This is a genomic window from Fischerella sp. PCC 9605 (assembly GCF_000517105.1).
GTDB lineage: Bacteria > Cyanobacteriota > Cyanobacteriia > Cyanobacteriales > Nostocaceae > PCC9605.
The window spans coordinates 1,465,237-1,479,072 of sequence record NZ_KI912148.1; the positions used below are offsets into that span (position 1 = coordinate 1,465,237).

Here is a 13,836-nt window from a genome sequence, read left to right on the forward strand (position 1 = left end):
AAAAAGTTACGAAAACAATACCGAGGGATTGTCCAGGGCGATCGCCATTAAGTGGTGGGTTTGGGATGGTGGGTAATTAATTACGGCGATCGCCGAGTAGTCGGTCATAATGGTTCGATTCTAGGATTCGCAAGCAACATTACCCGCTTTATTGATGACAAGATTACCGTGATTTTATTTTGCAATTTAGATCAAGTAGCGCGGCCAGATGCGATCGCTAAAGAAATTGCTGGATATTACTGTCCAGCTTTGGCAAAACAAGTACTTCAGCCACCGTTAGCAACCGACTAGCAACAGATGTAGACGCCCGTCCGTCATTCTTAGTGTCTTAGTGCCTTCGTGGTTTAAAAATAAATTTTATTAACCACCAAGACACTAAGACACTAAGTAAAATCACAAGCAAATTGGACTTTTTTAACCCACCTTGACAGGGCTAGGCAACACAACCAAAAACCTTTCCAGTGTTAAAAATTGGAAAGGAGTGCAAGATAGGCAAAACGACAATGAACGCGCAAAAACAGCAGGACATGCATTCGAGCACCCATTCCAAAGATTGGTCATGGCCGTTTTGGCCTGCTGTACCACTCTATCCCTACGGTAGGCGGCGAACGTTTTGCTCTGAAGTTGTTAAAGACACTATCTGGACATTCGATCAGCTTCATGGTATTCTCTACGCCATCGTGCCGATTCGGATGACCGTTGTCAAACTTGAAGCAGGTGGTCTGTTTGTCTATGCACCCGTTGCCCCGACAATCGAGTGTATCCGCCTAGTGAACGAGTTGGTGGCAAAGCACGGTGATGTTAAGTATATCATCTTACCGACCAGTTCCGGTTTGGAGCATAAGGTATTTGTTGGGCCTTTCGCTAGATGTTTTCCCCAAGCACAGGTCTTTGTTGCGCCACACCAGTGGAGTTTCCCATTAAATTTACCGCTTAGTTGGCTTGGTTTTCCCCGCAGCCGGACTCAGGAACTTCCAGAGGACATCAGCCAAACTCCCTTCGCCTCGGAGTTCGACTATGCAGTGCTGGACATCGACCTTGGACGAGGATCTTTTGCAGAAGTTGCAGTTTTCCACAAGCGATCGCGCACTTTGCTTATAACCGATTCTGTATTGTCTGTGCCAGAAGATCCACCCGCGATTTTTGATCTAGATCCGTATCCCTTGCTGTTTCATGCTAGGGATAATGCTTTCGATCTCATCGAAGATAATCAAGCAAACCGTCACAAGGGATGGCAACGCATTTCATTGTTTGCAATATATTTCCGTCCCAGTGCGCTGGAACCAGTTGGACTAGGACAAGCGTTACGCGATGCCAAGAAAGCACCGAACCGATCGAGAAAAGCTTACTTCGGTTTCTTTCCCTTTCGATGGAAACAGAACTGGAAACAAACATTTGATGCCCTCCGAGGAAATGGGCGTCCATTCGTGGCACCGATTCTGCAAACTCTCATTTTTCCTCAAGCACCAACACAAGTACTCAACTGGGTTGTTAAGGTTACAAATTGGGATTTTCAGCGGATTATTTCCTGTCACTTTGACTCGCCAATTGAAGCAAGTCCGCGTCAGTTCCGGCAGGCATTTGCTTTCCTAGAGAAGAACCCTTCCGTGAGTGAGAACTCATCTGGAAGCGACAGCCAACCCCTATTGGAGGAAGACTTGAGATTTATCAGAGAACTAGAGGCAGATCTGATCAAGCGCGGCATCGCTACACCAGCTAAGGAGAAGGTGTAAAAGTTTCCATCTCGCCTTCACTTGCCATCAGTGCGATCGCATCCCTCCCCTAGGGTGCGTTGTCGCAAAGCGCAACGCACCATGATCTCTATCGTTATACTCTGAGCGATCGCAGTTATTTGGGCTTGACAAAATTTTGAATACTAGCGTACATCCTAGCTTGTCGCCGCTGGTTTGTTTCCATTATTGCCGTTCACACTAGCAACGAATGACGGTTGCTGTGACAGGGGAGTTGGCAGCTCGCCTCGCAGTCTCTTACGGCGTTGGTTCTTAGGAACTCCTCCCGCCATGCCATACTCCACACTGCTTTTGCCATATCGAGTCGCAACTCCCAACAGCATGTGTTCTGCCATATCTGCCAACTCGCGCTCTGTTTGAAGCATTTCACGGTATAACTTATCCAAGTTGGAAAGGGCACTGTTATATGCATTCTCTCTAGTTCGCATTATTTCGATCAGGGTTGAGAAGGCAGGTAGGGTGAGTCCATTGCCTAAATCTAAATTCGGATCGATTGAGTTTATGCTAGCCGCGCGACGCACTGCTTTTTGTAACACCGGAGAGCTTCTTTGTTTACGAGCCATAATATGCGCCTTTTAATACAGTACGGTTAATATTCTTTACCTTAAAAAATTTCCGTATTGATCGGCATGGGAGAATTTCGGCAAATCTGCAATGACTTTTGCTACATAGCAATAGTTGTCATGAATGCAGAAATTACTGAAATGAGAAAGCAGTCTGCTATTTTGCTTGCGGAAAACACCAAAATGAATGCGTGAACTACTGAAACAAGAAAGCATTCAAACAAATTGAGAAAGCAATCTGCCTTTTTGCTTACACAAAACATCAAAATGAGAAAGCAATCAGGCATTTTGAGAAAGCAATATGCTTTTTTGCTTATTGAAATCAACTTGATCTATTTTCCCCATACAGCGATCGGTTATGGTGATTGTGAAGACAGGCGAGAGTTTGGTAATCCGCACCAAATATATTTCTCTAAATTAAGGCAGATTTTTACTTGGTGAGGGGCGCAGCTGAAAAGTTATCTACTGGTGTTTAGGGCAAAGTTACCTCGAAGTTATTAGTGGGACATTAGTTGCGACGTTGTTGTCCAGGAGAACATCGATTTGAAAGCTGAATAGCTAAGTAATTTCTATTTCGGATTGGGGAAATACGTGGTATTTGTGAGGAACCCACTCTATGATGATTACTAGCATTTATTAGAAAAGACCTATGGAATGGCTGGTAATTTGGGGTGTACAACAGCTTGCTGGGTTTGCATTTCGAGAAATATTAGAGAATGTAGGAAACGTATTAGGCGATCTAACAAAAGAAGCGGGAAAGGATTTCGTTAAGGACTTCTTTAAGGATTCGCTCAAGTCAGGAATTAATAAGTTCAAAAAGGATGCTCTAGCTGAGGCAATGGGTAAAGCGATCGCCCAATTTCTTTACCTTGTACAGCAAGAATTAGAAGCATCGGGGATTAGAAAAGCAGATATTGTACTATATACCCCAGCACTCCAAAAGTTTATTTATAATAAGTCAGTCAAAGCTTGGCTAGCAAAGGCATTTGAACCAGGCTGTCAGTCTTTGGATGGTAGGTTCTTGCAGGATGTTTGGGCAGAGATGAAATTGAAACCACTGCCTGAAGATTTTAGTTGGGGGAAACTTAGTCGAGTTTATTTGAATCGTGTTGAGGACATCATTGGTGAGTCACAGGAATTAAAAGATTTATTTAGTGCCAAGCAACTCAAGGATATTAAAGATAATACCCAGCAGTTGGTAGGCATCGTACCGGACTTTGACCTAGAACGATACCGCGAGAGCATTCGTGAATCCTATGGTTACTTGAAACTAAATGCAATCGATCCAACAGATCGACAATATCGCGTCAGGCTATGGAATGTTTTTGTACCCCAAAACGTGCGGGAAGCCCTACCACCTTCGCGTTATGAGCTGCCCAAGGAAGTACAGAGGGCACTTCAAGAGGCTGGTTTACTCGAAGCAGGAGTGTCTTTGGAGGAGTTGGAACGCTACAAGCAAATCTTCCTGGAGAAGCCCGTGCAATCGGTTTTGGAAATATTGCGTGATTCGGATTGTCCCTATGTGGTTATTCTGGGCGATCCGGGATCGGGCAAATCGTCACTACTGCAATATCTAGCATTGGATTGGGCAGAAAATCCAACCCCAAAATTACCCTTACTAATTGAGTTGCGCGATTATGCTAGAGACGAAAACACGCCGAAGGATTTTCTCGGATTTTTTCATCAGGGAAAGCGCAAAATATGTGAGTTGAATGAGTTAGCACTCGACCAGCAATTACGTTCAGGAAACGCGCTGGTCATGTTTGATGGTTTAGACGAAATTTTCGATCCAGAAATTAGAAATCGAATTATTACCGAAATTCACAATTTTACAAACAAGTACAAGCGGGTGCGTGTGATTGTAACATCACGCATTGTTGGATATAATTCTGAACGTCTTACAAATGCAGGGTTTCAGCATTTCACACTGGAAGATTTAAACGAAAAGCAGATTCGTGATTTTCTCAAGAAGTGGCATAAGTTAGCATTAATCGATGAATCTGATCGAGAACGCTCTGATATCCAGAAACGCTTGCAGGATGCCATTAAGGAATCTACTGCGATCAAAGAATTGGCAGGTAATCCTCTGTTGCTGACAATGATGGCGATTCTCAATCGTAGGCAAGAATTACCGCGCAAACGTGCTGACTTATATGAAGAAGCAGCAAAGGTGCTACTGCATCAGTGGGATATTGAATATAAGAAGATACAGTTAACCCTTGATGATGTGGATTTGCGTGCCAAGCAAGCTATGTTATGCCGAGTTGCCTATTATATGCAAGCCAGCAAAGAGGGTTTGAAAGGGAACATCATTCATCGGGATGAGTTGGAAGCAGCTCTAACAGGGTATCTTAGGTTACGTGAAATAAATAATCCTCTGGCAGTAGCGGGAAAAATTATTGACCAGTTGCGGGTACGCAATTTCATTCTCTGTCATTTGGGTAATGAATATTATGCCTTTGTACATCGTACATTTCTGGAATATTTTTGTGCGATGGAGTTTGTAAACCGTTTTAACAAGCGGGGCTTAGATGAAGGTCTAACAATTGAACAGTTACAAACAGAAGTTTTTGGTCAACACTGGCAAGATAAATCTTGGCATGAAGTCTTGCGATTAATTGTTGGCAAGATTGATTCTGAGTTTGTTGGAGCCATAATTGAATTTTTAGTAGATATTCAGATCAATGAAGAGGAAAAAGAAGACATATCCCATTTATTACTGGCAGCAGATTGTTTTTCAGAAGTGAGTAGCAAAAGTAAAATTGCCAAAGCGTCTGCAAAACTTTTGAGTGCATTGAAAGAAGCACTAGGAACTTCCAAAGATAAACAAATAATTGCGAGAAAAATAGCTTTTTATTGGAAAGATAATCCTGATGCTATGGCATGGTTAGAAGAACGTGCGCTCAATCATGAGAATCAGTCTGTGAGACAGGCAATTGCCAAAGGAGTAGCATCTGTTGAACTTCCCGATTTAAACCTTATATCCATTACAGATTTAGGAGATTTGTATATTTTCCAGAATCGATACGAAGAGGCGATCGCAACCTATCTTCGAGGTGTTGAGATAACTTTTGTTATGAAGGCGGGACTTATCGCTGCATACCAAACGCTTAAGAAATTTGACGAAGCGATCGCTTATTGCAATCAGTGGATAGAGAAAGAACCTAAAAGTCTATTAGCCTACTCTCAATTAGGAAGTATTTACAGAGATGCAGATCGTTATAATGATGCAATTTCTGCTTTCAACCGTGCGCTAGAAATAGCAGGTAAAAACATCACGGCTACCTTACCGCTTTCTGGATTAGGGTGGACTTATCATAATTTGGGAAAGTACGAAGAAGCAATTTCTACTTATAACCGTGCAATTGAGATTGACAGTAATTCCCAGTTTACTTCTACTATATTTAGCAATTTGGGTATGGTATACCATGACTTAGGGCAACATAGTGAAGCGATTTCTGCTTTCAATCAGGCACTTGAAATCGACTCTAAACATTCTAAAACATATAATAATTTAGGATATCTGTATCGTAACTTAGAACAGTGGGAGGACGCCGTAAAAGCATTTCATTGTGCAATTGAAATCAACCCTCAATATTCTAATGCCTACAGAAACCTGGGAATGGTGTATTTGATACGAGGAGATGTAACTCAAGCTGAAAAAGAATTCACAACCGCCATTCAAATTGACCCACTGTATGGTAATGGAGTGTTGAGTATGGGATTGCTCCAAGCCGTGCGAGGGAATTTGCAAGAAGCTAGAGTAACTTGGAAGAAAGGTTTAGAGCTTTACGGAGAACACGCACAACGCGAAAGACTTTTTCGCACGCTCTACGTCATAGCGATGGAACATAGTGAGCAGGGTATTGCCAATCTGCAACAAATCTTAACACGGGAAAAGCCTCCCGTCGGCTTGCTACATCAGGTTCTCGAAACTGCTCGAATTTTACAGCAATGCCCTGAATTTATACCAAGTATTGATACTGCTGTTGCATTGTTGCATCATGAAATGCAACGAAATTTGATGTGAGGATATGGCAGAAACGTATGATGTGATGCATAACCAATTCATTCCCCAGCGATCGCTCTGCCATAGCCATCATATCAGTGGAGGGAACATTCGGTGCAAATGTATCTCGATAATTGGCTACTGAATGGCTACTAATATTTAGATATTTAAGAGAGCCAATAGACACAATCAAAGGCGGCACCCGGATTTGAACCGGGGAGTAGAGGTTTTGCAGACCTCTGCCTTACCACTTGGCTATGCCGCCAGACTTGCGAGATTCCATCTTACCAAAATTTTATATAGAATTGCACTCCTAAAACGCAAATTTTTTTGCGATTAATTCTGTAATGGCAGAACAGTCTAGAAATTGGGAATCAGAAGAAGTGTTTCTAATCCTCACTACTTCGCAGAAAGCGCCGTCTACGTGGGAGGTTCGAGTTCCTCAGAGGGAAATATCTATTTTGGCGCGATCGCTGTAGTCAAATTTTGTTTTACTTATTACATGAAGTTAAAAATTTATTTCGGTATGAGCCAAGCTAGATCTCGTGCCAACTCTTTTCTAGTCAGCATTTTACATAGATTTTTTCGTCAACAAGTTAAAAGAACCTTCTCAATAATTGTTTGTTTACTAGGTTTGTTAAGCGCAGTTATTGTTCTTTCCGTAAATGCAGCACAACCCAGAGGCGAGCCTCCCTTATGGCAAGTCTATCAGCGATCGCTTAAATCAGCCAAATACGTTGACTTGACTCATGCGATCGCTCCTACAATTCCTGTATGGTCAGGTTTTGGTTCGTCCAAATTTGCACCCACCATTAATCCAAAAACGGGTGAACCATACACCTACCAAAAAGATGGCTTTGAAGCGACTCATTACGATTTGTCCACCGATCAACTCGGAACCCAGCTAGATCCACCCGCCCACTGGAACCCTAATTATCCAGCTATTGATGAGTTACCTGCTACCTTTGCTGTTCGCCCTTTGGTAGTCATTCCAATTCAAGACAAAGTAGCTCGTGACCCTAATTATCACCTCACTGTCAAGGATATTCAGGATTGGGAACGCAAGCATGGTATAATTCCGGAAGGTTCAGTTGTGTTTGTTCGCTCTGACTGGTCTAAGCAATGGCCAAACCCCGAACTAACTAAAAGAAAAGAGTTTCCTGGGGTAAAACTAGAAGCTTTGCAGTTTTTGCACCTCCAGCGCAAGATTCTTTTCCACGGACACGAACCCCTCGATACAGATAGCACGCCTACTCTGGAAGGGGAAGATTGGCTGTTAAATAACGGATATACCCAAGCAGAGGGTGTGGCAAATTTGGATCAAGTGCCGGAAACAGGTGCTTTGGTGGCAATTGGCTATCCCAAATTCCAAGGTGGCTTGGGAGGTTATGCACGTTACATTGCTATCTGTCCGCAAGACTGGAAATACGGCGTGTCAGTGGATCAAATTCCAGAATCTCCTCTGCCCAAAGCAGATAAACCACTTCACTGGAATAAACAGTTAGGTGTAAGGGTACGGTGAAAGATTTCAAGGGAAAAGGTGAAAGGGTAAGGGGGAAAGGAAAGAAAAATCTGTTTACTCTTTTACCATTCCCCATTCCCTATTAAATTCTCACTTCATCAGCGAAACTCTGCCAGCGGACAAAGTGAAATGGGCCAGCGACAGACCCCCAGATATGTTCATCGGTTTCCGGGTGGCGTCCTCGATCCAGGCTGATAAATTTTTCTTCGTCAATTTCAAATTCACTATCAAGATAGGTCTTTTGGCCTTTGCGAAAGACTATACAGCCTTTTCCTGGCTCTACCTTGCCTTTGAAACTGTTACCAGTCCACTCTACAATCATGTTGCAGCCTGGTAGTTTTTCCAAATCGTCGACGCTTACAGTTTTGAGGCGTTCGAGGTTACGAGACGCACCGTAAAACCTTTGTTCTTCTTTCACACAGTAATTTTCAATGGCGATGTGATTTGCTCCGTTAATCAACTTTAACACCCGCAAGCGATAGGGATCGTGGAGCGTGTAGTCATAAGCTTGCTCAACAAAAAAACTCACCCCTGATAGCACTTCCAAAGGAAGAGGACGCATACAAACCCGAATATGGGCATAAAAAGGCGGGTTTTCAAATGCCTGTTCTTGATTGCTAAAATCTGCTGCCATCCAGCGGGCTAAAGTGGCAATATCCGTAGAATGAGTCATTACAGACAATACACCAGTTACTTTTAAAGAGTCTGCGAGTATTTTAAAACTTGTAGATGTTTGTTTTGCAGGAGAATTTTTGAGTGGCTATCGTCATATTGGGATTAGTTAGTGGTTAGTAGTTAGTAGTTAGTAGTTTCAAACAATTAACCACTATCCACTAACCACTATCCACTATCCACTATCCACTAACAAGGTAAAACATTGATGTTACGGCGATTAAGTGTGACAATTACTGCCACTGCTACATTTTGGCTACTTTGCAATTCGTTGACGCTGGCAGAGACTAAAAAGCCTCAACAGCCAGATAAATTTCCCCCTAATCCGCTAGAGACTACTACACCCGATCCACTATTACCACGCGATCCAAAAAAACAGCCGTTATCTGCGAGTGAATTACAACAGTTAGAGACAGCACTGGATCAGTTGAATCAAGAAGCTGCGGCTAAACTGCAAGCGGGTGATGAGTTGGGAGCATTTGATACGTGGAACCGAGAACTGCGGTTGCGCCGCTACTTAGGTTCGCTCAAAGAGGTACAAGCACTAGGACGTGTGGGTGCGATCGCATATCAAAAAAACAATCGCCCAGAGGTACAATATATTACTCAACGGTTGCAAGCAATTCAAAAACAGGCACAATCCCAAAAAACAAATGATCTAGAACTATTGCAAGCGTTAGGACAAGCTTACCGACAAGTGCGATCGCCTCAAAACGCGGTGGTAGTATATGAGCAAGTTTTAACTAATGTGCGACAGCAACAAGACACAGCCAAAGAAATACAAACCCTACAGACAATCGGGGAAGTGCATCTGAGTTGGTTTGATTATCCCAAAGCTGCGGCTACTTATCAGGAATTATTGAAATTAGCTACTGCTAGGGGCGATAGTGTGAATGAGCTAATATACTTGCAACAGTTAGCTTACATTTACGAGCAAGCAAAACAACCCCAACAAGCTGTGAACATACGCAATCGGCTAGCAGAAATCTACCAGAAACAAAACAATCTCACTGCATTACCAGCCTTAAAGCTAGCCATTGGCTCAGATTATGAATCTCTGGCGCGAGAAAATCCTAATCTTTTACAAGAAGCTTTCAATAACTATCAACAAGCTTATACAACTGCTTGGCAATTGCAACAGTACGTACGCGCAAGTGAGGCTTTGCAAAAGTTAATTGCACTGTACCGTTCTCAAGGACAAATAAACAATGCACTGCAAGCTAGCGAAATTCTTGTACAGTCTCAACAATTGGCATCAAATTTTTACGGTTTGATGAACGCCTACGACCTCATTGGACAGATGAATTTAGAACGCAAAGACTATCCTCAAGCATTAAAAGCTTTTCAAAAAGGGCTAGAAGTAGCGCAACAATTAAAATATGAGGAAGGTTACTTTTCAGAGCAAATTCAAAAAGTTTCTGGACAAATTCCTCGGTAAGACAATCGCTCGGTATAGTGCAGATGCTATACCGAGGAATTATCTATTCTCACCGATGAAGTTTTCTATTCTGTTTGCTATTGGCGGTTCATATCTACCCAAACACTAGATAAAGCAGCTTGTGCAGAGGAGAGATTTGTACAAGTTATTTTTCTCCTCCGCCCCTGAGTAGCCCCTGAAGTTCACCACTTGCACGCGTTGGTGTGGCGCACCACTAAGCACCGCTAAAACGCCGATCGCTGTTATTGTGCCGACCAACCCGCATCAATCGGCAATGCTGTTCCAGTCAAAGTTTTACAGGCATCGCTGCATAGATAAATGGTCATAGCTGCAATCTGTTCTACAGTTACAAACTCCTTAATGGCATGATGCGCCAGCAGGACTTTAGGAATCACTTCATCCTCTGACATATTGTGGGCTTTCGCTTGTTCGGAAATTTGCTGACGTACCAAAGGAGTATCAACATAGCCAGGACAGATGGCATTTACGGTAATGCCAAATTCGGCTAAATCTAGCGCTGCTGCCTTGGTTAACCCTACTAGTCCATGCTTAGCACTCACATAAGCTGACTTGTAAGCCGATGCTACCAGACCATGTACAGAAGCGATATTGATGATCCGTCCCCATTTGTTCTGTTTCATAAATGGCAATACGGCACGGATAGTATAAAAAGCTGAAGACAGGTTTGTGGCAATAATCGCATCCCATTTCTCAATTGGGAAAGTATCTATCGGCTCGACATGCTGAATACCGGCATTATTAACTAGAATATCTAGGCTACCTAGTTTCTTTTGTGTATCGGTAATCATCGTCGTCACCTCCTGCACATTACCCACATCGGCCTTGTAATATAAAATTGTTCGCCCCATCTTTTCCAACTCTTGGCGGGTATTTTCTGCTTCTTCGGGCGTATTGATACCATTGAGAACAATATTCGCTCCTTCTTGCGCCATTGCTGAGGCAATGCCGCGACCGATGCCAGTCAGCGAGCCGGTAATTAGGGCTGTTTTACCTTGTAATCTCATCATGGCCTCCTTCACCTTAGGGACGTGCCAAGCCCTTTCCGGGTTGGCTCTATGCTAAGGGCACTTTTTTAAGAGTTCCTCTTAGCTAAACAGTCTCATTCTGGAATCAAGACGGCATCACCTGTAAAGGTGATCAAATCCTCAGCATCTGGATTTGCAGCAATCGGCGGCAAGTTGGCATCGCTGATGGGCAAAGCCAATCCATCAGTTCCACCGCGCGGTGTTGTGTGGATAACTTGATTTGGCGGTAAGGGTGTACCGTTCGTCAAGTGAGCAAACATTAAATCCAACGCCTCGATCAAGTAATAGTGCAGGGGGATGAAGCGATTGTCGAAGCCGCTAGAGGCGTTCAAGGTGTCCAAGTGCTGGGCGTTAGTAACCTCGTAGTAGCGCAAGTTACTAGCTTCGCCTTCGACACGCTGGTTGAGACCAAAATAGGCGCGGGAAGTATGATTCGGTGGCAGAATCTGGTCGTTGCGTCCGGTAACAATGACGGTTGGGATGCCGTGAAGATTTCCGGTGGCACGAACCTGTTCAATTCCTCTGGTGAGTTTGGCATGTATGCTCCTCATCTGTCCTGTAAGCTTGTTTTTGGTAATCACATCAATACCAGTCGCAAGCGATCGCAAACAAAGCGCACCGTCCAAATTTTCGTCTTGGCGCTGGCTGGAGGGCGATATCGACTCGCGCTGCCGCTTGGGTTCGCCGACCGAGGCGTTATTAATCACGTCCACTCCCCCAATGAGCGGGGTTGGCGGAATGCCAGTGCTAACGCTGAACAGTTTCACTTCAGTCTCAACAGATAGTGGCACCGATTTACCGGTGATTAAATCAGTGGCTCCAAAGCTGTAGTCACAGAGATTGTTCTCTACCCGCTGCCGAGCATAGGCGTTGGCGTAAGTAACTGCAAGTGCCTGTGGCACGCTAATAAACCAGTTCAATGGCTGGATAATGTTTTGCTCGGGAAGAAGCCCAAAGTCGTTAATCAGCCGCTGTGCTTCGGCTGCCTGCTCTTCTGGTGTGGTCGATTGCAGCAGACCCAATTCGTGTAGGGACGCACAACGGTTCTGGCCGAGTTCTGAAGGGGTCATGTTTAACGGCACACCGGCCAGTGCAGGGTCGCGGTTAACACACCCTTGGTAGACGTTGAGCATGGTCGTGTAATCATAGAGGCTGCGGCTATGTTCAAATACTGGTTTGCGATTGCCTTGGACGATTCTAAATCCTGAATCGAACACTGGATTAACGTTGGGTTCAGAAACAGCCACGCCATCTATGAGGCCTTGCTGATCCTGCTCTGCTGCCCGTATTGAAGCAGCACCTCCGTTGGACACACTGGAGGCAATAACGATGGTGTTGTCTGGGGTAATGCTGGGCTGCACTTTCTTATTCTTTCCATTGCCGATGGACTCGCCAAATTCTTTGTTCAGCAGAAAAAAGGCAAATTCGATAGACTGCAACACATTTTTGCCCCAGTCCTTCTCTGGGTTGAGCTGAGAATGAGCGTGCTTGAAGGCAAAACGGTTTGGAGTTTTAGCATTGAAGATCTGGCGATCGCGTTCTTTAAGCATGGCGGTGAAGTTTGAGTTTTTGCCTGCGGTATCGGCGTCCACGCGCTGGCCCTGAATTAAATTCACCATATGATTTTGGAGGTTGTGAGCGCCAGTGCCGGTTCCCTTGTCGGTGTATGCAACAGCACAGCCATGCTTGAGTCCCCATTCACCCGCCGTTGCGATCGCACCGTAGACACCACGCGATCCTGGGGAGGGAGCGGTGATGATACAAGCAAGAAGAGGGTTGAAGGTAGCGGGCACCTGCACCATCATAGTGATGTTTTCTCTACCTGAGCCATTGTCAGCGAAAGCTAGGAACTCATCTCCAGCAATCAGACCCTCGTTATTGGTAATTTTACTGTTGATCGTTATGTTGGGGCCGTAAAGAACACCATAGCCCCCACCCTCACTTATGTCAACCAGCGCTCGATAGTTATTGTAAATCGCTAGTGTACGCAATTCACTGGCAGTCGGGTTTTTGGGGTCGGTGAAAGTTGGAGCTGAACCAGCTAACCCACTCTTCCCCAGTCCACCGGTTAATAAGTCATTTTTGCTACCATCATAGCTGGTTTTGATGATTTCTCCGTGGATGAAGCTGGGCTTATTAGTAAAGGGATTTTCTTGGTTGCCATCGTCAGCCAACGTATTCGCACTAAACCCAGCAAAAGCGATCGCTACTAGGCTGACTAAGATCGGGAGCCGCCAACTCATTCTTCGTTCTCGCTTCATAGCCCACGCCTCTGACTGTTTGTTTGGGTTTCATAAAAGTTACTCAAATCTGCGCTTAGCGTGCGGCTGGATGGGTTTGATTGTTAGGGGTTTTTGTATAAATATTTACTAATATGCAAGCCAAAAACGGTGTCCGACGTGAGTAGATTTGAATAAGGCACTTGCTGATTTGAGCAGGTTTTTCCCAGGGAGAAATGCGATCGCATTTGCTGATACTAATTCTTCATTTTAATATCTTGCACTAACACTCTAACTCCGAATCGCACACTCGTTTAGCGTAAAATCGAGAACTACCTGTGCAATCACAACCAGTTACTGACAGACACCAACAACATTCACCAGCGATCGCAACTTAAGGAAGTTAATGATTAAAATCCTTACCATATATTGATTAAACAGGTAGTGTTAAAGATGTGTTGAAAAGCCAAAAATAAAACGCTTGGCAACAAGAGTTTGATAAGTAAATTAACACATATATAACATTACCTTCCTTCATATGTGGAAGAGATTTTTGTATGTTGCCTAAAAAAAGCGTGAAAATTATTAAAATTGTGTTTTAATTAAATTAAATTAG

Annotated in this window: 10 protein-coding genes and 1 tRNA gene; 6 read left to right on the plus strand and 5 right to left on the minus strand. The window is 44.0% G+C overall.

The window, feature by feature from the left end:
- The first annotated feature begins 51 nt into the window (after nucleotides 1-51).
- Both FIS9605_RS0108745 and FIS9605_RS0108750 read left to right on the plus strand, forming a co-directional pair.
- Complete coding sequence (locus tag FIS9605_RS0108745; protein WP_026732252.1) at nucleotides 52-291, plus strand: serine hydrolase; 240 nt, start codon at nucleotides 52-54, stop codon at nucleotides 289-291.
- 212 nt (nucleotides 292-503) lie between these two features.
- Nucleotides 504-1,733 (plus strand): DUF4336 domain-containing protein, encoded by a 1,230-nt coding sequence (locus FIS9605_RS0108750; RefSeq protein ID WP_026732253.1) that lies wholly within the window; start codon nucleotides 504-506, stop codon nucleotides 1,731-1,733.
- A 155-nt stretch (nucleotides 1,734-1,888) separates the two neighbouring features.
- Here the strand turns inward: FIS9605_RS0108750 and FIS9605_RS0108755 are convergent, their stop codons facing one another.
- Complete coding sequence (locus FIS9605_RS0108755) at nucleotides 1,889-2,314, minus strand: hypothetical protein (RefSeq protein ID WP_026732254.1); 426 nt, start codon at nucleotides 2,312-2,314, stop codon at nucleotides 1,889-1,891.
- Nucleotides 2,315-2,581: 267 nt separating this feature from the next.
- Here FIS9605_RS0108755 and FIS9605_RS43935 point away from each other — a divergent pair, with 267 nt between their 5' ends.
- Both FIS9605_RS43935 and FIS9605_RS36610 read left to right on the plus strand, forming a co-directional pair.
- Entirely contained in the window at nucleotides 2,582-2,755 is a 174-nt protein-coding gene (locus tag FIS9605_RS43935) for a hypothetical protein (RefSeq protein ID WP_197036014.1), read from the plus strand.
- A 208-nt stretch (nucleotides 2,756-2,963) separates the two neighbouring features.
- Complete coding sequence (locus tag FIS9605_RS36610; RefSeq protein WP_051469960.1) at nucleotides 2,964-6,344, plus strand: tetratricopeptide repeat protein; 3,381 nt, start codon at nucleotides 2,964-2,966, stop codon at nucleotides 6,342-6,344.
- Between the two features lie 172 nt (nucleotides 6,345-6,516).
- On the opposite strand, the gene FIS9605_RS0108770 is transcribed toward FIS9605_RS36610, so the two are convergent.
- Nucleotides 6,517-6,588 (minus strand) — tRNA-Cys (locus FIS9605_RS0108770).
- A 102-nt stretch (nucleotides 6,589-6,690) separates the two neighbouring features.
- Here FIS9605_RS0108770 and FIS9605_RS0108775 point away from each other — a divergent pair.
- The gene (locus FIS9605_RS0108775) at nucleotides 6,691-7,845 is read left to right on the plus strand and encodes a cyclase family protein (protein ID WP_231510272.1); all 1,155 of its coding nucleotides are present in this window, start codon (nucleotides 6,691-6,693) and stop codon (nucleotides 7,843-7,845) included.
- A gap of 82 nt (nucleotides 7,846-7,927) precedes the next feature.
- Here the strand turns inward: FIS9605_RS0108775 and FIS9605_RS0108780 are convergent, their stop codons facing one another.
- The gene (locus FIS9605_RS0108780) at nucleotides 7,928-8,518 is read right to left on the minus strand and encodes a chromophore lyase CpcT/CpeT (protein WP_026732256.1); all 591 of its coding nucleotides are present in this window, start codon (nucleotides 8,516-8,518) and stop codon (nucleotides 7,928-7,930) included.
- Between the two features lie 207 nt (nucleotides 8,519-8,725).
- Between FIS9605_RS0108780 and FIS9605_RS0108785 the strand changes: the two genes are divergently transcribed.
- Entirely contained in the window at nucleotides 8,726-9,955 is a 1,230-nt protein-coding gene (locus FIS9605_RS0108785) for a tetratricopeptide repeat protein (protein ID WP_026732257.1), read from the plus strand.
- A gap of 242 nt (nucleotides 9,956-10,197) precedes the next feature.
- Here the strand turns inward: FIS9605_RS0108785 and FIS9605_RS0108790 are convergent, their stop codons facing one another.
- Complete coding sequence (locus FIS9605_RS0108790) at nucleotides 10,198-10,983, minus strand: 3-hydroxybutyrate dehydrogenase (RefSeq protein WP_026732258.1); 786 nt, start codon at nucleotides 10,981-10,983, stop codon at nucleotides 10,198-10,200.
- A 92-nt stretch (nucleotides 10,984-11,075) separates the two neighbouring features.
- Complete coding sequence (locus FIS9605_RS0108795) at nucleotides 11,076-13,175, minus strand: 3-hydroxybutyrate oligomer hydrolase family protein (protein WP_026732259.1); 2,100 nt, start codon at nucleotides 13,173-13,175, stop codon at nucleotides 11,076-11,078.
- Nucleotides 13,176-13,836 lie beyond the last annotated feature (661 nt).